The organism is Streptomyces silvisoli (assembly GCF_029269905.1).
Lineage (GTDB): Bacteria > Actinomycetota > Actinomycetes > Streptomycetales > Streptomycetaceae > Streptantibioticus_A > Streptantibioticus_A silvisoli_A.
Genome location: NZ_JARJBC010000035.1, coordinates 18,860 through 44,587 on the forward strand (window position 1 = coordinate 18,860; position 25,728 = coordinate 44,587).

Here is a 25,728-nt window from a genome sequence, read left to right on the forward strand (position 1 = left end):
CCACCTTGCTGTGCGTCGCACTAGGCGCAACACTAACTAGCTGCGGCAGCCAAGCACGATTTGTACCGCAAACACTGTGCGGCCTCACAGTGGAAAAGTCCCTGTATTCGCCGCTGTTCCCAACCGGAAAGAGCGTCGAACAATGGAATTCCGGATTCACCAAGGAAGGGCCGGCGTCCCTCAAGGGGGACGCAAACCAAGGATGCTCCTATAGGATTGACAGCAAGGAGACCTTGGGGCTGGAGGAGAAATGGTACACCGTAGACCCTCGGTCAAGGGTAGCCATAGGCGATGCCGCACGCCAGTCCTCGGATGGCCCTGTAAGTAATTTCAAAAAAATCGAGGGGAAGTATGAAGCCGCCTCGTGGCATAATGATACAGGGGCGACGGTTGGGAGCATCGTCAATTGCTCAGCTCCCGGCATTTCCACAAAATGGCGTTACGCTCTGTTCATCAACAAGGACAACGCCACTGATGAAGATGAGCAAGTTCTGAGGAAGCTCATCAATCCTGCGATGCAGGCTTTGCTTGACCTGCGTCCATGCCAGAAGAATTAATAGGCGCCGGGTACGGCCGCAAGCGCTCATCAAAGCTGTGGGGTGGACACCCATGGTGCCCACCCCGCAGTCATTTGAGGTCTCGCTCAGGCGTGGAAGTAGCCCGACGCCTTCTTGTCCGTCGCGTGGTAGCTGGCGTGAGCCTTCTCGACCCTGCCCGCGACGTCGTTCAGGACGTTCTTGATGTGTTCCGTCCGCTGCCGCCAAACAGTGTCGGCCTGGACGAACGCCTGGCGTGCCTCGCCGTCCCAGGTCTGGGACACGCTCTCCACCTCGGCACGCAGGCCGTCCAGCTCGCCCGCCAGAACCTTCGCGGCGTTCCTCAGAGTTTGGGCGGCCTCCTGCAGCGAGGAGTAATGAACCTTGAGATCGAGGTCAGACATCATGCCCCCTGATGTGAAGTCAATTGCTTTGAGTGCGGCGTTACGTGGCTTGATCCCGTCAAGCCGGAACCGGCCTAGTAACCGGCGAGGCCGCTCCTCAGGTCCCCGGACAGGTTGACGCGCTTGAAGTCGTCGGTCACCTGTTCGTCGTTGGCATGGGTGCCGACCTTGGTGTCGTGCACAGCCTGCTTGATGACGTCCAGTGCCTTACGCAGCGCGAGGTGATCGTCATTCAGGTCCTGCTGCGCCTTGGTGAACGCCGAGGCACCGAGGCCCTTCCAGTCCGCCTGCAGCTGGGCGAGCATGTTCGACAGGTCGCCCAGCTGCTTGGTCATCGAGTGGCTGGTGTCCTCAATCCTCCGTTCGAGCTTGTGAATCCGCTCGTAGTTAAGCGACGTCTGCTGGGTCATTAACTGCCTCCCCCATGATTTTTCGGACTCCGCGGGTCACCATGTGCGACTCGCGTCGATCTGACACACGCGCGGAAGTAAGCGCGGACGTAAGCCTCTCGCGTCACTCTAGTAGGTGGACACGACAATCCCAACACGCCTATATGCTGGGCAAGTTAGGCCGACCTACGTCGCACCACGAATGCCGCCACCCCTCCTACGACAACGGCCGCGCCAAGACCGAGCAGGACCCACAGGGTCGTGTTGCCGCTCCCTGCGGCGGCCTCGGCTTCCCCGTGCTGCGGTGCCGACGACACGGCCTGCCCGGCCTTCGAGGGCGCCGGAGAGGACGACGCCGACGCCGGGCCGTTCGGCAGTGGGTAGACGTTGGCCGCGCCGGGGTCGCCTTGGTGCTCGAGCAGGACCATCCGGGGACGCACGAACCCGTACCCGACGTACTCGCTCGGCACCTTGCCTTCCGTCGGCCTGCCAGCCGTCTCGATCAGGGCGCGCAGCACCTGGTTCCCGGTCCAGCCCGGGTGAGCGGACCAGACAAGGGCAGCGGAGGCAGAGGCGAGGGCAGTTGCCTGGCTGGTGCCCCCACTGGAGCAGTAGCCCTCACCATTGGCACACCGCATCGGAATGTCGTCCCCTGGCGCTGCGAGGGCGAGTTCCGACCCGTGGTTGGACCACTTGGTAACTGTGAGGCTCTTGTCCACGGCACCCACCGCTACGACGCCTGCCATCGATGCCGGGGCCGTAATCACATTGTCCTTGTCGCCTGCGTTCCCCGAGGAAGCAAACATCAACACGCCCTTACGGTCGGCATAGTCAATGGCCTCACGCAACCCGGGTATTTCACCAGGCAGTTCAATTCCGAAGGACATGTTGATGATACGGGCGCCGTGATCCACCGCATACCGGATTCCCCTGGGGGCAGTGTCCATGGAGGGGGCCTTCACGTTGTACCTCAGAGGAAGGATCTTCGCGCGAGGTGCGAGCCCCTGGATTCCACCACCAGCGCCTGTTCCGGCGATCAGCGCCGCCATCTCCGTGCCGTGGCCAGTGCGATCCTCGGTCTCACCGGCCTTTCCATCATTGAGGTCTTCGCCAGGTACGAGCTGCCCCTGAAGTTCAGGCGCCGAGGGGTCAACTCCGCTGTCAACGACGGCGACCGTCACGCCTTGTCCCGAACTCACCTTCCACATGCTGTCCGCCTGCATGGCGTCCAGGTACCACTCGTGAGAGCGCGCATCATCGGCAAAAGCTGCCGGAGTCATGGCACCGGAAAGCACGGCACAAGCGCTGAAAGTCACGAGCAATGGCGCAAGCCGACGTCGTGTCGTACTACTAGTCAACGTCCGCATTGCGCCGTTGCCTCCACCTGGTCCTATGGTTCCGTTCGGCCTAGTTGATGACGGGCGGCACGACGTCCTGTCGGCTCACGTCCCAAGTCTCTTCGTCTTCTTCGAGGTAGTCGGGTCGCGCGGTAGACGTGCGTCGCCTGGTCACCGACCGGTCCCCGGCGGAAGGCAACATCCCGGTCCCCCGGCCTTCCCGCACCAGTCCGGATCCGCCCGGCGTGAACTCCCGTGCACCCGAGGCTGAGGCGCGCACCTCGCCAACCACACCGCCCGGCTCAGAGGCCAGTCGACGTCCCGGCCCTATCAGGCCTCTTTCCGCAGCGCCCATGCCTGCCCCCATCGGCCCTCGGAACATCGAGCCACGCGGTGTCGTGGACTCTCCTTCTCCGCCGATCACAGTCGCCCGGGGCATGCGAGTAGAGGGTGTGGAAGTGCCATTACGACTGGGGATACCTCCCACGATCCCATCGCCGCCAGGTTCACTCGGCGCTTTCCCCAACACTGGCGGGCGATCGTCGCCCAGACCACCGACGTTCGCGGGTCCGCTGCTTGAGCCGACCGGGCCACGCGGGGCCACAGCGCCCAGACCGCTCCCCGAACCGCCAAGCGGCGGAGGGACCAGCATTCCACCCGGCTGAGGGGTGGACGGCCCCTTGGGCGTCTCCATGCCGTGGTCCACGGGCGGTGGCGGAGTAGCAACCGGGGCCGTTGAATCAAGAGACGTATGTGGAGTGGTATCGCCCTCCGGCACCCCGGAAATGTGCGGTGCTGTTGATGTGCCGCGCGGCGAAGCCGTTCCCGCTGTGGAACCATCCGTGCGCTCACCCTGCGATGTCGCTCCCCCGTACGAGCCACCGTCCGGACTACCGACACTGGATGTAGGGCTCGACGAACCGTAAGGTCGGTCGCTGAGAAAGCTGTCATTGCTTCCCCCCGACGCCACCTGCGCCGGCAACGGCTGGAAGTTCGGCATCGGCTCCCCCTGGATCACCTCCTTCGCCGTCACATATGTCGAGGCCACCTTGCTCACCTGGGTGATGGCCTCATTGTGGTCCGAGGAGTTCGGCTTGGCGTCGGGGGACAGTGTCCGCACCACGCTTTGCGCCTGGCCGAGGGCGTACCCGGCGGCGCTCATGTGGTCACCCGCCACATAGGCGACGTGAGCCAGCTTCAGGCTCTGGTTCGCGAACTGGTTTCCCCAGTCCTGGAACGCGGTGGCGCCTGCTCCTTGCCACTGTCCGCCCGCCACCGCCACATAGTGCTTGAGTTGGTTCGCGATGTCGGTGATCTCACCGTGCGCGTCCAGCAGGGCGTGCCCCACGCTGGTGATGTCGCTCGGGTTGCCACTCTCCACCAGTGCCCGCAGATCCTTCACGGACATGCCCTCGAAGTTGTGGCTCTCCATCGCGTAGCACTCGAAGACGTCGCTTTGGCCCGCCTTCGCGTCGTCATACTGACCCATGAGACTCCCCCGTCCTACGCAACGACCGACTTGCCGTGGCCGTCAGGCGGTGGGGCGGCCGGTCCGCTCGGCTTCGGCGCCGTGTAGTACTGCGCGGTCCTCTTCTGGATCTCACGCAGCCGGTCCGCCTGCTCCTGATCGATGCCGTCGTAGCCGCGGTCGATGATCTGGACGGTGATACCCAACGCTTCGAGCTGGTCGCTGAACGTCTGCGACAGGGTGACCAACTGCTTGTGCACGTTGTCGTAGAGCGCGTGCAGATCGTCGGCCTCGGCGAACTTCCCGCCGAACGACGCTCGCGAGACCGCCTGGCCGCCGAGCTTGGTGTGCGAGGCCGCGGACTGCTCCAGTTTGGTCAGCAGGTCGTTGATGCGCTTCTGGATATCCAACAGCGCGTCGGGCTTGCGCCCGAATCCCGACGTGCCGTTGTCAGACACAGCCACGGTCCGCTCCCCCTTACAACGCCTTTAACACTGCCTACCACCCTATCGAGTGCCACTGACAGCCCCAACCGCGTTGCAGCCAACCACGTGTCGCCCAAGGTGACTTGGCTCACCACTCCGATCAGCCCCGCCCGATCCGGCGCGACGACCACCAGCGGCCAGGCCGATCTCCCATGCCCGTGGTCCGGTCGAGCCAACCGAGCCGACACATCGCGTCCCGTCGCACGGCGTACTTGACGCCTCGTCAGACTCACGGTACCCAGGAAGCGCATTTGGTCGGTCTATCGGAGTTCGGTCGCAGGTGTCGGTTGGGCCTTGGTCCTCGGCGGAGGGATCGTTCGTGAGACGACGCGGTGCTTGGGTTTCTGCGGTGGCCGTGTGGCGGTTGCCGTGTTTGTTGGGTGCGCTGCTCCTGATGGTGGGGGTGACCGCCGGGGCCACCTCGGCGGCGCCCAGGGACGCGGCCCCGCGGCCGTTGTCCCAGGTGGTGCCGGTGCCCGCGGCCGTGCACGAGGGTGGTGCGCCGTACTCGATCGGTGAGCGCACCGCCATCCGGGTGCCGGAGGGCTCACCGGAGGCGGTGCGCGTCGGGCGGTATCTGGCGGCGCTGCTGCGGCCGTCGACGGGGTATCCGCTGCCCGTACGGCCCCTGGCGGCGGGCGGGCGTGACGGGATCGTGCTGGCCCTCAGCGGCCACGCCGAGGGGCTGGGCGAGGAGGGTTACCGGCTGGACGTCACCAGGCACGGCGTGGCCATCACCGCCGAGCGGCCCGCGGGGCTGTTCCACGGGGTGCAGACACTGCGGCAGTTGCTGCCCGCCGCGGTGGAGGCGCGGACGCCGCAGCCGGGGCCGTGGACGGTCTCCGGCGGGACAGTCACCGATGCCCCGCGGTACTCCTACCGCGGGGCGATGCTCGACGTCTCGCGGCACTTCTTCACCGTCGCCGAGGTGGAGCGGTACATCGACCAGCTGGCGCTCTACAAGATCAACTATCTTCATCTGCACCTCTCGGACGACCAGGGGTGGCGGATCGCCGTCCGGTCCTGGCCGCGGTTGGCCACCTATGGCGGGTCGACGGAGGTCGGGGGCGGCGCCGGCGGCTACTACACCGAGGCGCAGTACGAGCAGATCGTGCGCTATGCGGCGAGCCGCTACATGACGGTCGTTCCGGAGATCGACATGCCCGCGCACACCAACGCGGCGCTCGCCTCCTATGCGCCGCTCAACTGCGACGGGGTGGCTCCCCCGCTGTACACCGGGACGAACGTGGGTTTCAGCTCGCTGTGCGTACCGAAGGCGGTGACATACGGCTTCATCGCCGATGTGCTGCGGGAGTTGGCGGCGCTCACTCCTGGCCCCTATCTGCACATCGGTGGTGACGAGGCGCACTCCACCAGTGCCGCCGACTACGCGGCCTTCATGGACCGGGTGCAGCCGCTCGTAGCCGCGCACGGGAAGACCGTGCTGGCCTGGCACGAGATCACCAACGCCCATCCCATCGCGGGCGCGGTCGCGCAGTACTGGGGCACGGCCGGTACGGAGAAGGGCGTCGTGGCGGCGGCCAGGGCGGGGACGCGGCTGGTGATGTCGCCCGCCAACCACACATATCTGGACATGAAGTACAACCGGTCCACCAAGTTGGGCCTCAGCTGGGCCGGTTACACCGAGGTCAAGGACGCGTACGGCTGGGACCCGGCGACGTTCCTGCACGGTGCGCCCGCTTCGGCCGTACTCGGGGTCGAGGCGCCACTTTGGTCGGAAACCATCTCGACAAGCGACGACATAGGGTATATGGCGTTCCCTCGACTGCCGGCCACCGCCGAACTGGGCTGGTCACCGGCCACATCGCATGACTGGGACGCGTTCCGGGCGCGTCTGGCGGCGCAGGGACCGCGTTGGGACGTCCTGGGGATCGACTACTACCGCTCTCCGCAAGTCCCCTGGCCCGCGGACGAGTAGCCGTTGTCGGCGTCCGCCGCCGTTCCATGTCCGAGCGGCGGCGGACGGCACATAGGGTATCGGCCATGTCTTGGCCCCAGAACCCCCACGATTCGCAGCAGTCCCAGCAGCAGTCCCAGCAGCAACCCCAGCAGCCGCCGCAGGGATTCGGCCCGGCGCCCGCCTGGACTCCCACCGGTGAGTTGCCGAAAATACAGCCGCCAGGCTGGCCAGGGCCGCCCGCACCGGCCGCGCATCCCGCGCCGCAGCCGCAGGCCCAACCCCCGTACGGACAGCCCGCACAGCCGCCCCAGGGGCCGCCGCCCATGCCGCCCGCCGGGTTCCCGCAGCACGCCGCCGCGCCGCAGGGCCAGCCGCCCTTCACGCCGCCGGAGCCGGAACCACAGCAGCCCGCGCGCAACCGCAGGACGCTGCTCACCGTCGCCGGCGCCGTGGTCGCGCTCGCGGTGATCGGCGGCGGCGTGGCGTTCGCGATGAGGGGCGGCGGCTCGAAGCCGCAGGGCTCGAAGCCGCCCGCCGCCGCGGCGACCCGGACCGCGCCGTCGCCCACCGAGCAGGGCCCCAACTCCACCGGGAACAGCCAGGCCGCCAAGCCGGTGATCGCGGGCTGGCAGACGCAGACCTGGCAGCGGCACGGCTTCACTTATGACGTGCCACCGGCGTCCGACCAGTGGAGCGTCGACAAGCCCGACCTGGAGAACGCGTACACCGACCAGAACGGCAAGCCCATGCTGGGCATGACCGGTGTCTCGTACTACCGCCAGGGCGGCTGTGCCTCGGCGGGCAGCCAGACCGGCCCGATCCAGGCGGGGAAGGGCCAGCTCGCCACCGTCGGCTCCCAGGGCAACCAGGGCGGCACGCTCCAGGACAGCGCCAAAATCGCCGCGAACAACTGGCTGTTCGGGGCCTACGGCGGGCTGGACGGCCACAAGCCGAAGGTGACGGTAAACCAGGTCACCCCGTGGAAGCACAACGGCATCGACGGCTACCTCGCCACCGCGACGGCAACCGGCATCTACCGGCCGAGCCCCTGCGTCCCGCCGACCGCCACCGCGCGCGCCATCGCGATGCGCCTCAAGGACGGCACGACGGGCATCTGGATCCTCTACGCGGACCAGGGCGTACCCAACGCCCTGACCTCGGCCGAGATCGACAAGATCATGAGCACCGTCCGTCCGGCCAACGCCAACTGAACGCGCTGTCCAGCGACTTGGGCGGTCAGCTCAGGTGGTCGTGCGGCGGCGCCGGGCGTCCCGTACGACCACCGCGCCGCCCGCGATCACCGCCACCAGGACGGCCGCGGCGCCCAGGGCGTAGGTCGCGGTGCGCTCCGCGCGGTGCTGCGGGGTCTCTCCCAGGGTCAGCGCGGCGGGCTGCACCTTGGCGCCGCCCTTCGTCAGGCCCTTGTCCGCGACGGGTTCGTCGATCGGCTTGGCGTCGTCGGTGAGGGCGCGTACCGGATCGACCACGCCCCAGCCGATGAAGTTGTTGTGCCCGGGGTCCACGCGTTCGGCGGTCTGCTCGATCTGGGCGACGACCTGCTGTTCATGCCAGTCGTGGTGCTTGGCGCGGATGAGCGCGGCGACGGCCGCCGCATAGGGCGCCGCGAAGCTCGTTCCGTTGTCGACGCACTGGCCGCCGATCGGCACCGTGGACACCATGTCGACGCCGGGCGCCGCGACCCCCACGAACGGGCCGGACTGGGAGAAGTCGGCGCGCTCGTTGTCGCGGTCGGACGCGCCGACCGCCAGCACCCCGGGGAACGCGGCCGGATAGGTGGTGTTCTGCTGCCCGCCCGTGCCGTTGTTGCCCGCGGCGGCGACCACCACCACGTCCTGGCCCAGTGCGTACTGCACGGCCTGGGCCAGCTGCGCGTCGGGGCCGCCGGTGGTGTCCTGCGAGATGTTGATGACCTTGGCGCCCGCCGCCACCGACTTGCGGATGGCCTGGGCGAGCGTCCCGGCGTTGCCGTTGCCCTGGTCGTCGTTCTGGCGCACCGGGATGATCGTCGCCTGGGGTGCCAGGCCGACGAATCCGGTACCGGCGGCCGGGCGCGCCGCGATGATGCCCGCCACCTTGGTGCCGTGGCCCACGGTGTCGTTGGTGCCGTCACCCTTGTTGTCGATCAGGTCGAAGCCGTCGCGCCTGTCGACGGCGTCCTTGAGTTGCGGGTTGCGGGCGTCGACACCGGTGTCGATGACGGCGACGCTGACGCCCTTGCCCTGGCTGTTCTGCCACAGCTGGTCGAGCATCACCCGCTGTAGCGACCAGGGTTCGCTCTTGATGGGCTGCGCCGGGTAGGTGCACTCGCCCGCGTCGTCAAGGCGGAGGTGGGCCGGTACCGGCTGGTGCACCGGTACCAGTCCGGGGGCGAGCGCGAGCGCGCAGGCCGCGCCTGAGGCGGTCATGTACCGTACGAGACGGGTGAGTTGGAGTACGCGCATCACGAACCCTGGGGCTGGGCGGCGTCGTTGGCGTCCAGCGTCGGGCCCGCGGGCAGGAAGGACGACCACGCCTGCGGAACCGGAACCGGCTGCACCTGTCCGTAACCGAGCCGCACCTGGGCCTGGTTGGCCTGTTGCTGGCTCTGGTCCGCGCTCTGGGAGCCCGGGGAGGCGGAGGGATCGGTTCCGATGTTCGACTTGTGGGAGTCGCTGTCGTTGTTCGACTGCACGGCGTAGCGCAGGCCGGTGTCGGTGACCAGGAAGACGCTGCCGGTGTCCGTGGAACCGCCGACGGTCTGCCGGTAGAGCAGGCCGGAACCCGGCGTCACATAGGCGCTGGTTCCGCCGTCCACGACGGTGGCCGGGAAGTGCGCGCCCGTCCACACGCTCACCTGGGGCCTGTTGCTGCCGTCCACCGTGCCTCGGTAGACGCTGCACGAGGCGCCGGAGACTCCGTCGTTCACCTGTTGCGGCGGCTCCTGCGGCCATCCGCTGTCGTCCGGGAAGGCCGCGTCATCGGGGGTGAAGTCCTGGGCGGCGACCTGCTGCGGCGCCGGCACACCCGGGTACATCGACGTGACGCCCGGCATGTTGAGCAGCAGCTTCGCCACCAGGTCGGAGACGCGCTGGACCTTGCCGGCCAGCACCACGTACTTCTGGGAGCCGGTGCCGCTGGGAGCGACCAGCACCATGCCGACCCGGTTCAGCTGCGGGCTCAGGCCCGGCACGTTGGCCGCCCCACCGAGGCCCGCCAGCTGCGGGAACTCGACCGGCTTGCCCTGGTTGAAGGTGGCCAGCCAGTCCTCGGTGACCAACTGGGGCGTCCGGTCGCCGCCGAACAGGATCCTCACCAGCAGCTTCTGGGCGTCCTGTCCGGCCTTGCTGGAGTTGCGCCAGTCGGGATTGCCGATGACGTACTTGGTGCCGTTCGGGTCGATCAGGTACTCGGTGCCGTCGGGCCCCTGGGCGAACAGCCCCTGGTCGCCGCTCAACCGTCCGGCGCCGTCGACCTTGGCCGCGTCCCGGCTGGCGAGCACGAAGGCGGCCTTCTGGACGTCTCCCGGCCCCTGGCCCGGCCGCTCGCACACGGCCCACAGCTTGGCGGTTCCGGCATCGGCGCTGCTGGGCAGCCGGTCGGGGGCGTACGGGATGCCGAGGGTCGGGCCGTGCGGCATCTTGCCGTTGTCGAGCACCGACTCCGGGATCTTCAGCACCCCGAACTTCTGTGGATCCAGCAGGAGTTTGGCGGATGCCAGGTTGAGCACCGGGTGCAGTTCCGGTTTGCCGTCGGTGTTCAGCACCACGTAGCGGGTGGTGGACTCACTGCCGACCAGGACCTTGGCACCGGGCGTGTCCCAGCCCAGCGGGGCGCCCGGTTTGATCATTCCCCAGGCGCCGAAGCCCGCGAGCAGCAGGGCGCCGACGACCAGGCTCGGCGCGAAGGCGCGCAGGGGTCGCGGTGCACCTTCCTCGGAGCCCGACGCGGACGGCTGGAGGAACGCCGCCAAGGTCCGCTTTCTGGCAAAGGTGTAGGCGTTGAGCTCGTCCCGCCGTGAGGCCATCGGCTGTTTCTTCTCCCCCGGTGATCAGTTCACGATCTGGTCGGTGTGCGCTCTCACGCCCGCTGGCCGCCGCGGTCGCGGTGCGCGCCGACGGAACTCGTCGGCGGTGCACCCCGGTTATCCACAGGCTGGGGCGGGCGCCCGCGCTTGTCGGACTGGGCCTCTACTATGCCGGGTGACGATCGACAACGGTCGTGCGGGTGGGGCAGGCAGCACGTCAACCACCCGGAGGGAAACCGGCATTCACCGCAAGAGTGGAACAAGGGGGCGACGGGGATGGCCAGCGCGACCACGACGCGTACGGAAGGGCAGCCGCCCTCCGGCACGCGCTCGCGCGGTGCGGCACGCGCGGCCGGTGCACCGCTCCCCGACGGAGGGCGGCGGGGCGGCGCGGGACCGCAGTCTGGTGCGGTGCTGAGGCCGCATCCGCAGTCTGGCCGCATCGGCCCGTTCGGCGTACGGCAGTTGGTACTGATAGAGGTGGCCGCCGCGCTGCTGCTGGCGGCCTGGGTCACCGATCCGCTGCTGCTCGCGCCCGCGGGCGTGGTCGCCGCGGCGCTGGTGGTGCTCGCCGTGGTGCGCAGACACCGGCGGCCCGCGCCGGAGTGGCTGGCCGCCGCCCTGGCGCTGCGGGCCCGCAGACGACGGGCCGGTGAGCCGGTGCCGTCCGGCACCGACCCGGCGTTCGCGCCCGCCGTGGAGTGCGACCCGAGCCTGCGTACCTACACCTACACCGCCCGGGAGCGGCGCGCGGTGGGCATGGTCGGGGACGGCACGTTCCTGACCGCGGTGCTCCAGGTGCAGGCCGACGACATACCGCTGCGCCCGCTGCGCACCGCCCGCCCCCTGCCGCTGGAGCTGCTCCACGAGGCGCTGGAGGTGGACGGGATACGGCTGGAGTCGGTGCAGGTGGTGCAGCACACCCAGCCCGCCCCGGCGCCGCACCTGCCGGAGCAGGCCGTCGCGGCGCGCAGTTACGCGCCGTTGCAGGCGCAGTCCGGTGCTCCGGCGGTCCGACTGACCTGGGTCGCGCTCAAGCTCGACCCGCAGCTGTGCCCCGAGGCGGTACGGGCCCGTGGCGGCGGCACAGCCGGAGCGCAGCGCGCCCTGCTGCGCGCCGCCGACCAGCTGGCGAGCAGGCTGGCCGGTGCGGGCTTCGAGGCCACGCTGCTGGACGAGCCCGCGCTGATCAGCGCCGTGGGCACGTCGAGTTGCGTCAACCCACTGGCCAACGCGCAGGCGGGCCGCTCGGATTCGCCGCCCCGCCGCACCGCGGAGACGGCTCGCGCCTGGCGCTGCGACGACCGCTGGCACACCACGTACTGGATAGGCCGCTGGCCGCAGTTGGGACCGGGTGGCACGTCGGCGCCGAACCTGGTGGCGCTACTCACCTCGATGCCCGCGCTGGTCTCCACGTTCAGCCTCACCGTGAGCCGGGGAACCGCGGGCGCGGCCGCGGTGGCCGGGCATGTCCGGGTGACCGGCCGCAGTGACGCCGAACTGACCACCGCGCGGCGGCAGTTGGAGCGTGCGGCGCGCGGGGTGAAGGTGGATCTGGTGCGGCTGGACCGTGAGCAGTTGCCCGGTGTGCTGGCGACGCTGCCGTTGGGAGGTGCCCGCTGATGTCCTCTTCGGGGATGACCGAGGTCGGTACGGGCGTGGAGCGTGAACCGCGCGGCGGACGGGCCAGGTTGGGGTTCGGCCTGCTGGGGCCGCGCCGCTCCCGGCATGTGCTGCCCGCCGGGCAGTTGGCGGCGGTGGGCGTGCCGGTCGGTGACGACGGTGTGGTCATCGGCGTGGACGCGCAGAACCGGCCCGCGGTGCTCGGCCTCAACCGGCCCACGCCGTTGGAGGTCGTGCTGGTCGGCGGCCTGTGGATGGCCCAGGTGGTCGCGCTGCGCGCGGCGGCCACGGGAGCGCGGATCGCGGTGGAGACCGGACGGCCCCAGGTGTGGGCGCCGTTGGCGCAGGCGGCCGGTGGCGGCCAGCAGTGTGTGACGGTGCACGAGGTGGGGCGGGTGCCACCGCAGGGTCCGTCGGTGGGCTCCCCGGTGCTGGTGGTGCGCGACGCGGGGACCCGGCCGCCGCGCGGAAGGGTGGCGGCGGCGCCGTGGCAGTCGGTGCTGACACTGCTGCCGTATCTGGGGCCGACGGCCCCTCGGTTCCTGGAGAGCGCCACACTCGTCGGGGTGCAGCGGGTCTCGCCGGAAGAGGCCGAGGTGGTCGGGCGGACCATGGCGCTGCCCGCGGCGGACGTCGGTGCGCTGTCCGGGCTGGGCGACAACTTCGCGCTGTGGTGCACCCGTACCCACCGCCAGTTCGTGATGACCCAGCCCACGGATGCCGAGACCGGGCTGCTGGGTACGGCGCGCCGGGTGGACTGACACCGGCTGGCAGGGGTCGGGGGGCGGTGCGGCGACCGGTGGCCGATGCGTCGCGGACGGCGGGGGCGGGCCTGACGCGGAGGGGCACCTGATGATTAGGCTGTCCTCCAGAGCGGCAGGAGCACACGAGGGCAGGTATCCCGAATCAGCCTCCGCGGCCCCTGAGACCGAGGGGACCGCAGCAACGGGCCGGATGGGCTGCCGCGGTACGGGGAGGAACCATCGATGGCGCGAGCCTGCGCTACGACGCCCACCCCACCCGTGCCGCAGGCCCCGGCGTACGACATGCCGTTCGCGAGCATGACAGCAATCCAGGAGGCACAGTGAGCACCGACCGGGACGAGAACCGCGGCGACGGGCGGTCGACCGACGCCGACCACACCGGCGAGTTCACCATCGACTACACGCCGCCCGCCTGGTACATGACAAGCAGCGAGGAGAGTGGGTCGCCCGCGCCCGCCACGGCCCCGAAGCCTCCGGCGCCCCAACCTCCCTTGCCCGCCCCCGACATGGCCACGCCGCCTTCGGTCAGCGCCGCGCCGCAGTCCGCACCGGGGCCGGCCACGGGCGGGCCCGGCTGGTCGACGCCCGCGAGCGCCCCGGCCGTCGCCGACGCCGAGCCCTCCTTCCCGGGCCTGGCCAAGACGCACCGGGACCCGGCGGCCAGCGCCGCGCACGGCACCCCCGACGGCCCGGCCAGCGGCGCACCCGTCGCACCCGACGCCCAGCAGGCGGACGCCGAGCGGGAGCCGGACAGCGGGGACGAGCCGCTACAGGGCGCCATCCGCAGCGAGTCCACCATGCGCTTCTCGGCCATCCCCGCCCAGGCCGCCAAGTCCGCGGAGGACACCGCGTCCACAGCGGCGGACACCGACAACTCCCCGCGGAACGTGGGCCCGAACGCCGAAGCCGCCCCCGCGCAGCCCGAGGGCGAGCCCGCGGACGCGAACCCCGCCGCCGAGGAACCACGCGACGCCGCGCCCCAGCCCCCGGCGCCGCAGACCTCAACTTCCGGCCCGGCGGCCCCCGTTGCGACCACTGGCGAGTCGGCCGCGCCCACCGGCGCCCGGCCGTGGTCGCCGCCCGCGCCGCACCAGCCCGTGCACCAGCCGCCCGCGCCGCAGCAGCCGATGGGCAACTCGCCGTGGCCGCAGCAGGTGCCGCCTCCGCAGACCCCGCCGCAGCACGCCGTGCCACCGCTGCCGCCGCAGTTCCAGGCACCCCAGCAGCCCGGTCCGCAGCAGCCCGGACCCCAGCAGCCCGGTCCGCCGCAGTCCGGATACGGCTTCCCGCACCCGCCCGTACCGAACGCGCCGAACCCGGCGAGCGGCGCGCCGCTGCCGCCCCCGCCGTACGGCCCGGCGACCGGCCAGGGCGCACCGCTGCCGCCGCCCGCGCCTTACGGCCCGCCGACGAGCCAGGGAGCACCGCTGCCCCCGCAGCAGCCCGGTCCCGGCTTCCCGCAGCCGCCGGTGCCCAACGCGCCCAACTCGCCGACACCGCAGTCCTCTTACAGCTTTCCGCAGACCGGTGCACCGATGCCGCCGCCCGCCAACCCCGAGCAGCAGCAGGCGGCCCAGCCCGCCGACCCGCGTACCGCTGGCTGGCCCGCGGTCACGCCGGACCAGCGGCAGCGCACCGTCGGCGGGGCGCCGCTGGGTTACACCGCGGCGGTGGAGCTGTCGTCAGACCGGCTGCTGCGCCATCAGCCCAAGGCGAAGAAGCCCGGCGGCAACATCCCGGGCCGCTCGCCGTTCCGGCTGGGCGGCCGGGCGGCTGAAGCCGAGCGGCAGCGGAAGTTGGAACTGATCCGTACGCCGGTGCTGTCCTGCTACCGGATCGCGGTGATCAGCCTCAAGGGCGGGGTGGGCAAGACCACGACCACCACCGCGCTCGGCTCCACCCTCGCCTCGGAGCGCCAGGACAAGATCCTGGCCATCGACGCCAACCCGGACGCGGGAACGCTCGGCCGCCGGGTGCGCCGGGAGACCGGTGCGACCATCCGCGACCTGGTGCAGCACATTCCGCATCTGCACAGCTACATGGACATCCGCCGGTTCACCTCACAGGCGCCCTCCGGGCTGGAGATCATCGCCAATGACGTGGACCCGGCCGTGTCGACCACGTTCAACGACGAGGACTACCGCCGGGCGATCGACGTCCTGGGCAGGCAGTACCCGATCATCCTCACGGACTCGGGCACCGGTCTGCTCTACAGCGCGATGCGCGGGGTGCTCGACCTCGCCGAGCAGTTGATCATCGTCTCCACCCCGTCGGTGGACGGCGCGAGCAGCGCGAGCACCACGCTCGACTGGCTCTCCGCGCACGGCTACGCCGACCTGGTGCAGCGCAGCATCACGGTGATCTCCGGGGTCCGCGAGACCGGAAAGATGATCAAGGTCGAGGACATCGTGGCGCACTTCGAGACGCGCTGCCGTGGCGTGGTCGTCGTCCCGTTCGACGAGCACCTGGCGGCGGGCGCCGAGGTGGACCTGGACATGATGCGGCCGAAGACCCGCGAGGCGTACTTCAACCTCGCCGCGATGGTCGCGGAGGACTTCACCCGGGCCCAGCAGGCGCAGGGCCTGTGGACCCAGGGCGAGGGTGGCGGCATGCCGCCGCAGATGGCCCCGCCGATCCCGGGCCAGCCGCAGCAGGGCTACTACCCGGCGCCGAACAGCTACGCTCCGTACGGTGAGGCGCCGCAGCAGCCGTACGGTCAGCCGGGCGCGCCGCAGGGCTGGCCGCAGCAGCCGCCGTCCCAGACCCAGGCCCAGTCCGCGCCAAGCCCCGCCGGCGCGCCGCAGCCCGGTCCGGGCCAGCCGCCCGCTGCGGGTGGCGAGACCCCGCCGCCCGGCTGGCCGCAGCAGCAGCAGGGGTACGGTTACCCGCCGCCGCAGTGAGCACATGGGGAAGGGCCGGACGAGACCGTCCGGCCCTTCCCTGTACGGCAGTTGGAAGGCTACGCCTCCACGAGTTCGCGGGCCCGCTTCACATCGATCGCCATCCGCTCCAGCAGCGCGTCGATCGAGTCGAACTTCTCCTGGCCGCGCAGGAAGGCGAAGAAGTCGACGGCCACGTGCAGCCCGTACAGATCGAGGCCCACCCGGTCGATGGCGTAGGCCTCCACGGTGCGCTGGGTGCCGTCGAAGGTCGGGTTGGTGCCGACCGAGATGGCGGCGGGCATCGACTCGCCGTCCACCACGAGCCATCCCGCGTAGACGCCGTCGGCGGGGATCGCCGAGTGCGGCAGGGTCTCCACGTTGGCCGTGGGGTAGCCGAGCTCCCGGCCGCGCTGGGCGCCGCGTACCACCACGCCCTCGACGCGGTGCGGGCGGCCGAGGATCTCCATGGCACCGGTGACGTCGCCCTGCGCGACCAGTCGGCGCACCAGTGTGGAGGAGAACGGCTCGCCGCCGCCCGCCGTGCCGCGCATGTAGAGATCGACGACCTCGACCTGGTAGTCGTGCTTCAGGCCGAGCGCCGAGAGGTATTCCACGTCACCGGCCGCCCGGTGACCGAAGCGGAAGTTCGGGCCCTCCACCACGAGCTTGGCGCCCAGTGTCTCGACCAGCACGGTGCGGACGAAGTCGCCCGGAGAGAGCTGGGAGAACTCGGTGGTGAACGGAAGGATCAGCAGCGCGTCGACGCCCAGCTGCTCCATCAGCTCGGCGCGGCGGTGGTGTGCGGCCAGCAGCGGGGGGTGGCTGCCGGGGCGGACCACCTCGCTGGGGTGCGGGTCGAAGGTGACCACGACCGAGGGGACACCCAGCTCGCGGGCGCGCTCCACGGCGCGGCCGATGATCAGCTGGTGCCCGCGGTGGACGCCGTCGTACGAGCCGATGGTGACGACGCTGCGCCCCCACCCCTGGGGAACGTCCTCCAAGCCCCGCCAGCGCTCCACAGTGACCGCTCCTCGCCCGCAACAGAAATCCAGTGTGCCGGTCCAAGAGTGCCATGTCGCCGCGCTGGCTGTGGGTTCGGGTTCCTGTACTGGGGTTTCCCGCCCTGGCTGCGGCGGGGCGGGGGCTCGTCCGGGGCTCGGCGCTCCTTCTTCGCCACCGCGCCCTCCGGGCGGGCAGGGGTACGCGGAGGTCGGCCGGAGAAGCCGGGCCGGGCGTGCGGCCACGCGCCGGGCGGCGAGGACATGCGCGGTCGGCCGCAGATGCCGGGCCGTGGGTGGGCACGCGCCCGGTGTGTGGGGCGATGGACGGGTGGTGGGTTATGCCGTGCCGCGGCGGACCGCTTCCAGGACCGCGGCATCGTGTTCGCCTTCGAGGAGGACCTGGAGGAGTTCCCGGCGCAGGGGGCGGGAGACGGCGGAGCCGGTGGCGGTCAGTACGGGGGCGAGTGCTCTGCGTACCTCGGCGCGCGGGTCGCGCAGCAGGCCCACCGCCAGGGGGAACAGCACCGCGCGGGCGCCGGGGCCCTGCTCCAGGCGCAGGTCGAGGTAGTCGGCCACGTAGCGGGCGCCCTCCGGGCAGTGTTCCGCGTAGCCGCGTACGAGCGCCGCGGCGCGGCGGGCCAGCGCCGGGGTGGTGACCCGGGCCAGCTCCGCCAGTACCTCGGCGGCGCGCGGGCCCGACTCGCGCAGCCGGGCCTGGAAGGCGGCCAGTACCGGCTCGGGATGCGTGGCCAGCGCGGTACCCAGCACGCTCGCCGGAATGTACGGGTCCGCCGCCGCGAAGCGCGCCAGCGCCCGCTCCAGATGGCGGTTACGGGTCACCGGATCCCGTACCAGCAGGGCGAGCGCCGCGCCGTGCAGCGAGCAGGTGTCGCTGCGGCCGAGCAGGGCGAGGGCCGCGTAGCGCAGCAGTTGGCGGTCCGCCTCGGAGGTCACATGGGCCGCGGCGCGCAACCCGTAGGCCGCGGCGGCCACATGGCGTTCCGGACGGTCGTCGTGTGCCCAGCGGTCCACCGCACGGCACAGCGCTGAGGGCTCGTCCTCGGCGAGCGCCGCGAGGAGTTCGTCGGCGCGCGGATGGGCGGCCGCCACCAGCGCCTCGGTCAGCGAGTCGACCGCGCGGTGCCGGTGGGTGTGCAGCAACGCCTGCGCGGCGGACGCCACCGTGGTGGTGCGGCCCGGCCCGGGGGCGGCGGGCAGCGGCCGGTCGTCGTCGAACCAGCCGCAGATCAACGGCAGCGCGACGTCCGTGTCAGCGCACAGCAGTTCACCGGCCGCGGTCAGGAACCGGTCCTCGCCCGCGCCGCAACCCTTCGCCGGGGGCGGCCCGTCGGCGGGCAGCAGCAGCCGGAGCAGATCCAGCCGGTCCGCGGTCTCCAGCGGCAGCCGCAGCCAGAACCATGGGCCGAAGTCGGCCATTCCCGCCGGTAGTTGGGGTGCGCCGAACCCACCGCGTTGCAGTGAGCGCACGGTGATCCGCTCCGCCAGCCGCCGCAGCACATCGCGGAACGGCCCGGCGTCGGGAACGCGCAGCAGCACCTCGCCGAGCAGATGTGCCGCCCACCACGCGGCGTCCGCGCGCCGCTCGTCGGACGCGTCGGTGCCGCCGCCCCCCGCGCGGTCCGGTGGCTCGCCGTCGGACACCAGCCGGGTGGGCTCCGCCGCGCCCGCGTCCAGCGCGCCGGCCAAGTCGTCGAGCCGGTGGGCGAGTTCGGCGGCTCCGTCCCGCCGTCCGGCGAGCAGCAGGGCCTGTACGACCGGGCCGATGCGGTGCCGTGGCACCGGCAGCGCGTGCGGCGGATGCGTGGGGGCGACGGAGGGCGCGGGAGGGGGCGGCGGCACCCGGTCGTGGTGGGCGCCGGTGCGCACCGTAGTCGCCGGGCGGGACGGCAGCCGTACCGGGGCCTCCTCGTGCCCTGGGGGCGCCGTCTGCCAGCGGTGGACCAGGGCGTGCAGCGCGGCGTCCAGATCGAGGTGCCCGGCCTGCAGCCAGTCCCCGAACTCCTCGTGCGCGAACCGGTATCCGGCGCCCGCGGGCACCAACAGCCCCTCGGTGAGCACCGCGGACGCCCAGCCGCTGCGCCACGGGAAGATCTCCTCGAAGGCCTCCCGGTCCAACTCACCCTGCCCCGGCCCCAGGCACTGCCGCGCCGCCTCGTGCACCTGCCCGGCGACCCGGGCGGCCAGCCGCCGCAGCGCGGTGCCGGTGAGCTGCTCGGAACCGGCCACCGCGAGCCGTACCGCGATCCGCAGGCACACCAGGTCGAGGTAGGCGGAGAAGATCGCGTACCGGTCCGGCGCCCCGGCCACGTCCGGGGTGGCCGCGCGGACCTCGGCCAGCAGCCGCAGCGCCAACGGATGCGCGGCGTCCGCCGGGTCGATCGCGTCGTCCGGGATCCCGTACCGCTCACGGGCCCGCTCGGCCTGCTCCGGCGTGAGGTCACCGAGCCGTACGCAGGCTGGCAGCGCCCGTGCCGGGCCGCCCGGCACGGGCGCGGCGGCCTCTGGCCGGAACAGCAGTTCCGCGGGGAACAGCGCACCGGCCCGCTCCCAGTACTCCGGGCGGCAGGCCACCACCAGCCGTACTCCGGCGGCGCGCAGCCAACTCGTGGTACCCGCCGTCCAGTCGGGCAGCGCGTGGGCCAGTACCGGGGGCATCTCCTCGGGCGCGTCCAGCAGCACCAGCAGCGGGCGGCCCGCGGCCCGGGCCAGATGCGCCACCGCGTCCGGTGTGACGCCCTCCGCCTGCCCGGCCTCGCCCACCCCGCCCGAGGCGTCGATGATCCGCCCGGCGGCCCTCAGCGACCGTTCCACCGCCTCCTTCAACCCGCCGTCGCCGGGCCGCAGTTCGGCGCCGCGCAGCCATACCGTGGGGGCCGGGCGGGCGCCCCGGGCGCGGCGGGCGGCGAGCGTGCCCAGTTCCGTGGTGCGGCCGCAGCCGGGGTCACCGACCAGGCCGAGCACCAGGGGGCCGCGCTCGTCGGCGGTGCCCAGGAAGTTCCGCAACTCGGCCTCGACGGCCGGCCGGTGCTCCGGTTCCCGCCAGTCGCGCGGCCGTCCGGCGCCTGCCGAGCCGACCGAGGTGGCGGTGAGCTGCAGCGCACCGGCCAGGTTCAGATGGGCGCCGTAGGCGGGCACGGTGGCGGCGTTGCGGGCGAGCGGTTCGGCCAGTGGGCCCTCGGCGCGCAGCGGGATGGCGAAGCCGGTCGCGGCGTGCGCGGCGTGCACGGCGGTGGCCACCACGCCGAGCACCGCGCCGGTCCTGGTGTCCACCAGCGGGCTGCCGGAGACCAGGTGCCCGCCGCGCAGCGCCTCCGGGGTGCCGGTGACCAACTCGTAGACCCGGCCCAGCAGATGGAAGCGGTCGGTGGCGGTGTACGTGGCGGGCACCGTGCCGACCACGGCCGCGTGCACCCAGCCCTCGGCGTGCAGCCGCACCCAGCCGTCCGGATCGGCGGGGCCGCTCTCGGCGACCGGCAGCGGCGGTACGACCAGGCCCTCGGTGGCCACCAGCGCGAGGCCCTGCTCGGGCAGCGGGGTGATCGCCTCGGCCTCGACCAGGCAGGTCTGCTCGCCGGGTGCGTGCAGCACCAGCCGACGCAGCCCGTCCACCGCCTCATGACTGGTCAGCAGCGTGCCGCCGGTGTCGATGAGAAACCCGGTGCCGCGTGGCCGACCGGCCAGATCGCACAGCCGCACCAGCGACTCGTCCGGATCGGCCTTCCCGTGCCCCGCGGTAGGGGGGACCCCAAGCGCCATCCACGAACCTCCCACCGAGCACTTCACCGTCGACGGTAGGCGGGTGGTGATCGACAGGACAGGGCGTGCGGCGAAAGCGCCCCCGGACACCACGGGATTCACTCCGAGCGCCTGCCCGTTGGGGTGAATCCGCAGCTCGGAGCGGATAAGAGAAGATCGGAGGGGAATCGTCGAGTGCGGGCCCGGGCTGCCAACCGCCCCGGCCCGCGCTCACGGTGGCGCTAGGAGACGAAGCCCGCGAGGATCTTGGTCTCCCCGCGCCGCTCCTCGACCAGGGCGATGAAGCGGTCTTCCGGCCCGAAGACCGCGATCGGTCCGGCGCCGAGTCCGGGGGCCTTCTGCCGTACACCGTTGATCAGACGTCGGGCCTGTTCGGCGCTGACGTCCCAGCGTGGGAACGCCTCGGACGCGGCCTGCCCGATCGGCAGCACGGTGAAGGACTCCGCCAACTCCTCCAGGGTCCGCGCCTGTTCGATGTCGTACGGGCCGACGCGGGTGCGGCGCAGCGCGGTCAGATGCCCGCCGGTGCCCAGGTCGGCGCCGAGGTCGCGGGCGAGGGCGCGGATGTAGGTGCCGGAGGAGCAGTCCACGGTCACGTCCACGTCCAGCAACGCGGTGCCGTCGTCGGCGACCGCCTCACGTACGGCATGCACCTCGAAGGACGAGACGGTGACCGGCCGGGCAGCCAGCTCCACGTCCTCGCCGTCGAGCACCCTGCGGTACGAGCGCTTGCCGTCCACCTTGATCGCGCTGACCTTGGACGGCACCTGGAGGATGTCCCCGGTGAGCCTGGCCACCGCGGCGTCCAGCGCCTCCCGGGTCACCCCGGCCGCCGAGGCGGTGGCGGTGACCTCGCCCTCGGCGTCGTCGGTCACCGTCGACTGACCGAGCCGGACGGTGGCCTGGTACGTCTTGGTGGTCAGCGCCAGGTGCCCGAGCAGCCGGGTGGCCTTCTCCACACCGATCACCAGCACCCCGGTGGCCATCGGGTCGAGGGTGCCCGCATGGCCGACCCGGCGGGTTCCGGCGAGCTTCCTGATCCGGGAGACCACGGTGTGCGAGGTCAGCCCGGCGGGCTTGTCGACGATGACGACCCCGTCCGGACCCATGGGCCTTGTGCGTGCCTGGCTCACGCTTCGTCCGACTCCTCGTCGTCCTGCGCGGCGGGCTTGCGGTACGGGTCCGCGTCGCCCGCGAAGCCCTTGCCCGCGGCGGTCTCGCGGACCTGGGCGTCGGCTGCGCGCGCCTTGGCGAGCAGGTCGTCGATGGTCCGGGCGGTGTCCGGGACCGCGTCGAGGACGAAGGTGAGAGTGGGGGTGAACCGTACGCCGGTCTGGCGGCCGACCTCGGAGCGCAGCACTCCCTTGGCGCTCTCCAGCGCCGCGGCGGAGGCTGCGCGCTCCTCCTCGTCGCCGAAGACCGTGTAGAAGACGGTCGCCTCCCGCAGGTCACCGGTGACCCGGGTGTCCGTGATCGTCACATAGCCCAGCCGCGGATCCTTGATCCGCCGTTGCAGGGTCTCGGCGACCACGACCCGGATGCGGTCCGCCAGCTTGCGCGCCCGCGCGGTGTCGGTCATGCGTAATCTTCTCTCTTCTTCGGTCTTCGTTCGGTTCAGTCGTCTTCGCCGTGGATCCGCTCCCGGGAGGACAGCAGGTCCACCTCGGGCCGGGCGGCCATCCAGCGCTCGCAGCGGCCCAGCACGTCCTTGATGTGCCCGAGGTCCCCGGACACCACCGCGATGCCGAGCTCGGCCCTGCGGTAGAGGTCCTGGGCGCCGACCTCGGCGGCGCTGACGCCGTACCGTCGTTGCAGCTCGGCCACGATGGGCCGGACGATGGAGCGCTTCTCCTTCAGCGACCGCACGTCGCCGAGGAGCAGGTCGAAGGACAACGTCCCTACATACATGGGCAGCGGGTCAAGCCGACCCGTGAGGCCTCGTGTGAACAGTAACCACAACAGTACCGGGAACGGCCGGGGCCGATCGACGGGATATTTTCCGCCGACCGGCCCCGGCCTGCCAGCCCTCGCCCGGCCACCGCAGCGGTGGACCGGGCTACGCGCGGGCTGGTTTCACCGCGTGGATCAACCGCGCGGCTTCTCACGCATCTCGTAGGTGGCGATGACGTCGTCGACCTTGATGTCGTTGTAGTTGCCGAGGTTGATACCGCCCTCGTAACCCTCGCGGATCTCGGTGACGTCGTCCTTGAACCGGCGCAGGCCCTCGATGGTGAGGTTCTCCGCGATGACCTTGCCGTCGCGGATGAGTCGGGCCTTGGTGTTGCGCCGGACCTCGCCGGAGCGGATGAGCACACCGGCGATGTTGCCGAGCTTGGACGAGCGGAAGACCTCGCGGATCTCCGCGGTGCCGAGCTCGACCTCCTCGTACTCCGGCTTGAGCATGCCCTTCAGCGCCGCCTCGATCTCCTCGATCACCTGGTAGATGACCGAGTAGTACCGGACGTCGACGCCCTCGCGCTCGGCCAGCGACGTGGCGCGGCCCTCGGCCCGCACGTTGAAGCCGATGATGATGGCGTCCGAGCCCGCGGCCAGCGAGACGTCGGTCTCGGTGACCGCACCCACACCGCGGTGCAGGATGCGCAGGTCGACGTCGTCGCCGACGTCCAGCTGCAGCAGCGAGGACTCCAGGGCTTCCACCGAACCGGAGGCGTCGCCCTTGATGATGAGGTTGAGCTGCTGCACCTCGCCGGCCTTGAGCACCTTGTCCAGGTCCTCCAGGCTGACCCGGCGACGGGTCTTGGCGAACATCGCGTTCCGCTCACGGGCGGCACGCTTCTCGGCGATCTGCCGGGCGGTGCGGTCCTCCTCGACGACGAGGAAGTTGTCACCGGCACCCGGCACGTTGGTCAGACCGAGCACCAGGACCGGGGCCGAAGGACCGGCCTCCTCCACGTTGTTGCCGGTGTCGTCCAGCATCGCGCGGACGCGGCCGTAGGCGTCGCCGACCACCATGGTGTCGCCGACCCGCAGCGTGCCGCGCTGGACCAGCACGGTGGCCACGGCGCCGCGACCGCGGTCGAGGTGCGCCTCGATCGCGATGCCCTGCGCGTCCTGGTGGGGGTTGGCCCGCAGGTCGAGCGCGGCGTCCGCGGTGAGGACGACGGCCTCCAGCAGGTCGTCGATGTGCAGCCCCTGCTTGGCGGAGATGTCGACGAACATGGTGTCGCCGCCGTACTCCTCGGCCACCAGGCCGTACTCGGTCAGCTGACCGCGCACCTTGGTCGGGTCCGCGCCCTCGACGTCGATCTTGTTGACCGCGACGACGATCGGCACGTCGGCCGCCTTGGCGTGGTTGAGCGCCTCGACGGTCTGCGGCATCACGCCGTCGTTCGCCGCGACCACCAGGATCGCGATGTCGGTGGACTTCGCACCGCGGGCACGCATGGCGGTGAACGCCTCGTGACCCGGGGTGTCGATGAAGGTGATCTTCCGGTCCTCGCCGTTGACCTGGGTCGCGACCTGGTAGGCACCGATGTGCTGGGTGATGCCACCGGCCTCGCCCGCGACCACGTTGGTCTTGCGGATCGCGTCCAGCAGTCGGGTCTTACCGTGGTCGACGTGACCCATGACGGTCACCACCGGCGGACGCGCGACCAGCGATTCCTCGCCGCCCTCGTCCTCGCCGAACTCGATGTCGAAGGACTCGAGCAGCTCGCGGTCCTCCTCCTCCGGGCTGACGATCTCGATGACGTAGTTCATCTCGTCGGCGAGCAGCTGAAGCGTCTCGTCGGAGACGGACTGGGTCGCGGTGACCATCTCGCCGAGGTTCAGCATCACCTGGACGAGCGACGCCGGGTTGGCGTTGATCTTCTCCGCGAAGTCGGTGAGCGACGCACCGCGCGACAGCCGGACCGTCTGGCCGTTGCCGCGAGGCAGCATCACACCGCCCACGGACGGGGCCTGCATGGCCTCGTACTCCTGGCGCTTCGCCCGCTTCGACTTACGGCCGCGCGCCGGGCGACCGCCCGGGCCACGCCCGAAGGCACCCTGCGTACCGCCACGGCCACCCGGACCACCGGGACGACCGCCGAAGCCGGGGCGGCCGGCGAAGCCGCCGCCACCGCCACCCGGGCCGCCACCACCGGGGCGACCGGCGAAGCCGCCGCCACCGGGACGACCGCCACCGCCCGGACCGGCCGGACGACCGGCGAAGCCGGGACGAGCGCCGCCGCCACCGCCGGGACGACCGCCGCCACCGGGGCCACGACCGCCACCGCCCGGACCCGGACGCGGGCCCGCGGCGGGACGCTGCGGCATCATGCCCGGGTTCGGACGCGGGCCACCGGGACCGGCCTGGCCGCCGGGACGCGGCATACCGCCCGGAGTGGGCCGCGGGCCGCCCTGAGCGCCACCGGGACGCGGCGCGCCCTGCGGACGCGGGCCACCGGGCGCACCCGGACCGCCGGGACGCGGGCCACCGGGACGCGGAGCGCCGGGGGCCTGCGGACGCGGCATGCCGGTGCTACCGGACGAGGTGAAGGGGTTGTTGCCGGGACGCGGACCGGCCGGACGGGCGCCGCCCTGGGCGGGACGCGGCGCGCGCTCGCCACCGGAGCGCGGACCGCGCTCGCCACGACCGCCGTCCCGCGAACCGGGACGCTGGCTGGGGCGCGGACCAGGCGTGGGGCCAGGACGCTGCGCCGGGCGCTCGGGAGCGGCCGGAGACGGCGCGGCGGCGGCCGGAGAGGAGAACTCCGCCGCGGGCGCGGGCTGCGCCGGGGCGGGCTTGGGGCCAGGACGCGGGCCGGGGCGCGGGCCGGGCTGCGCCGGGGCGGCCGGGGGCGGCGTCGCGGCGGCCGGCTTCGGCGCGGGCGCGCCGGACGGCTTGGGGGCGGCGGGACGAGCCGCGCCTGCGCTGGGCGCGGCCGGCTTGGTGGGCGCCTGCTTGCGCGGCGCCGAGGGCTTGGCAGCGGTGGAACCGGCGGCGCCGTTCCCCTGCTGGAAAGCGTCAGTCAGTTTGCGAACAACCGGCGCCTCGATCGTCGAGGACGCCGAACGGACGAATTCGCCGAGTTCTTGGAGCTTGGCCATGACGACCTTGCTCTCAACTCCCATCTCCTTGGCGAGTTCGTATACCCGGACCTTAGCCACTTCGC

Annotated in this window: 19 protein-coding genes; 6 read left to right on the top strand and 13 right to left on the bottom strand. The window is 71.6% G+C overall.

Translation table 11 applies throughout. The annotated features are described in order from the left end of the window. Nucleotides 1-89: 89 nt before the first annotated feature. Nucleotides 90-557: a hypothetical protein gene (locus tag P3G67_RS33670; RefSeq protein ID WP_276096893.1), complete on the top strand. Its 468-nt coding sequence runs from the start codon at nucleotides 90-92 to the stop codon at nucleotides 555-557. Between the two features lie 86 nt (nucleotides 558-643). Here P3G67_RS33670 and P3G67_RS33675 read toward each other — a convergent pair whose 3' ends face one another. The 5 genes from P3G67_RS33675 to P3G67_RS33695 all read right to left on the bottom strand — a co-directional run bounded on the left by P3G67_RS33675 (nucleotide 644) and on the right by P3G67_RS33695 (nucleotide 4,598). Further along, nucleotides 644-943, bottom strand: coding sequence for a WXG100 family type VII secretion target (locus tag P3G67_RS33675; RefSeq protein WP_276096894.1), 300 nt, complete (start codon nucleotides 941-943; stop codon nucleotides 644-646). Between the two features lie 71 nt (nucleotides 944-1,014). After that, nucleotides 1,015-1,350, bottom strand: coding sequence for a WXG100 family type VII secretion target (locus P3G67_RS33680; RefSeq protein WP_269859468.1), 336 nt, complete (start codon nucleotides 1,348-1,350; stop codon nucleotides 1,015-1,017). Between the two features lie 155 nt (nucleotides 1,351-1,505). Next, nucleotides 1,506-2,696, bottom strand: coding sequence for a S8 family serine peptidase (locus P3G67_RS33685; RefSeq protein WP_276096895.1), 1,191 nt, complete (start codon nucleotides 2,694-2,696; stop codon nucleotides 1,506-1,508). Between the two features lie 40 nt (nucleotides 2,697-2,736). Then, entirely contained in the window at nucleotides 2,737-4,155 is a 1,419-nt protein-coding gene (locus P3G67_RS33690) for a WXG100 family type VII secretion target (protein ID WP_276096896.1), read from the bottom strand. Between the two features lie 14 nt (nucleotides 4,156-4,169). Further along, entirely contained in the window at nucleotides 4,170-4,598 is a 429-nt protein-coding gene (locus tag P3G67_RS33695; RefSeq protein ID WP_276096897.1) for a DUF2563 family protein, read from the bottom strand. A gap of 415 nt (nucleotides 4,599-5,013) precedes the next feature. Between P3G67_RS33695 and P3G67_RS33700 the strand changes: the two genes are divergently transcribed. Then, nucleotides 5,014-6,558: a beta-N-acetylhexosaminidase gene (locus tag P3G67_RS33700; RefSeq protein WP_276096898.1), complete on the top strand. Its 1,545-nt coding sequence runs from the start codon at nucleotides 5,014-5,016 to the stop codon at nucleotides 6,556-6,558. Between the two features lie 65 nt (nucleotides 6,559-6,623). Beyond that, a complete protein-coding gene (locus P3G67_RS33705) occupies nucleotides 6,624-7,751 on the top strand; it encodes a hypothetical protein (RefSeq protein ID WP_276096899.1) in 1,128 nt (375 codons plus the stop codon). A 30-nt stretch (nucleotides 7,752-7,781) separates the two neighbouring features. Here the strand turns inward: P3G67_RS33705 and mycP are convergent, their stop codons facing one another. After that, the gene (mycP, locus tag P3G67_RS33710) at nucleotides 7,782-8,966 is read right to left on the bottom strand and encodes a type VII secretion-associated serine protease mycosin (RefSeq protein WP_276096900.1); all 1,185 of its coding nucleotides are present in this window, start codon (nucleotides 8,964-8,966) and stop codon (nucleotides 7,782-7,784) included. A gap of 35 nt (nucleotides 8,967-9,001) precedes the next feature. After that, nucleotides 9,002-10,564 (bottom strand): type VII secretion protein EccB, encoded by a 1,563-nt coding sequence (gene eccB / locus P3G67_RS33715; RefSeq protein WP_276096901.1) that lies wholly within the window; start codon nucleotides 10,562-10,564, stop codon nucleotides 9,002-9,004. 276 nt (nucleotides 10,565-10,840) lie between these two features. Between eccB and eccE the strand changes: the two genes are divergently transcribed. The 3 genes from eccE to P3G67_RS33730 all read left to right on the top strand — a co-directional run bounded on the left by eccE (nucleotide 10,841) and on the right by P3G67_RS33730 (nucleotide 15,851). After that, nucleotides 10,841-12,187 carry a type VII secretion protein EccE gene (eccE, locus tag P3G67_RS33720; protein WP_276096902.1) on the top strand — a complete coding sequence of 449 codons (1,347 nt, stop codon included), beginning with the start codon at nucleotides 10,841-10,843 and terminating at the stop codon, nucleotides 12,185-12,187. Further along, nucleotides 12,187-12,948 (top strand): hypothetical protein, encoded by a 762-nt coding sequence (locus P3G67_RS33725; RefSeq protein WP_391858407.1) that lies wholly within the window; start codon nucleotides 12,187-12,189, stop codon nucleotides 12,946-12,948. Before eccE ends, P3G67_RS33725 begins: the two co-directional genes overlap by 1 nt. A gap of 323 nt (nucleotides 12,949-13,271) precedes the next feature. Continuing rightward, nucleotides 13,272-15,851 carry an SCO5717 family growth-regulating ATPase gene (locus P3G67_RS33730; RefSeq protein WP_276096903.1) on the top strand — a complete coding sequence of 860 codons (2,580 nt, stop codon included), beginning with the start codon at nucleotides 13,272-13,274 and terminating at the stop codon, nucleotides 15,849-15,851. A 59-nt stretch (nucleotides 15,852-15,910) separates the two neighbouring features. Here the strand turns inward: P3G67_RS33730 and P3G67_RS33735 are convergent, their stop codons facing one another. From P3G67_RS33735 to infB, 6 genes are all read right to left on the bottom strand, one after another. Then, nucleotides 15,911-16,852 (bottom strand): bifunctional riboflavin kinase/FAD synthetase, encoded by a 942-nt coding sequence (locus P3G67_RS33735; protein ID WP_269859477.1) that lies wholly within the window; start codon nucleotides 16,850-16,852, stop codon nucleotides 15,911-15,913. Nucleotides 16,853-17,170: 318 nt separating this feature from the next. Beyond that, a complete protein-coding gene (locus tag P3G67_RS33740; RefSeq protein WP_276096904.1) occupies nucleotides 17,171-20,611 on the bottom strand; it encodes a S1 family peptidase in 3,441 nt (1,146 codons plus the stop codon). A gap of 221 nt (nucleotides 20,612-20,832) precedes the next feature. Further along, a complete protein-coding gene (gene truB, locus P3G67_RS33745; RefSeq protein WP_276096915.1) occupies nucleotides 20,833-21,720 on the bottom strand; it encodes a tRNA pseudouridine(55) synthase TruB in 888 nt (295 codons plus the stop codon). 20 nt (nucleotides 21,721-21,740) lie between these two features. Next, a complete protein-coding gene (rbfA, locus tag P3G67_RS33750; protein WP_269859479.1) occupies nucleotides 21,741-22,190 on the bottom strand; it encodes a 30S ribosome-binding factor RbfA in 450 nt (149 codons plus the stop codon). A 35-nt stretch (nucleotides 22,191-22,225) separates the two neighbouring features. Then, entirely contained in the window at nucleotides 22,226-22,519 is a 294-nt protein-coding gene (locus P3G67_RS33755; RefSeq protein WP_269859480.1) for a DUF503 domain-containing protein, read from the bottom strand. Between the two features lie 177 nt (nucleotides 22,520-22,696). Next, nucleotides 22,697-25,723 carry a translation initiation factor IF-2 gene (gene infB, locus P3G67_RS33760; RefSeq protein ID WP_276096905.1) on the bottom strand — a complete coding sequence of 1,009 codons (3,027 nt, stop codon included), beginning with the start codon at nucleotides 25,721-25,723 and terminating at the stop codon, nucleotides 22,697-22,699. Nucleotides 25,724-25,728 lie beyond the last annotated feature (5 nt).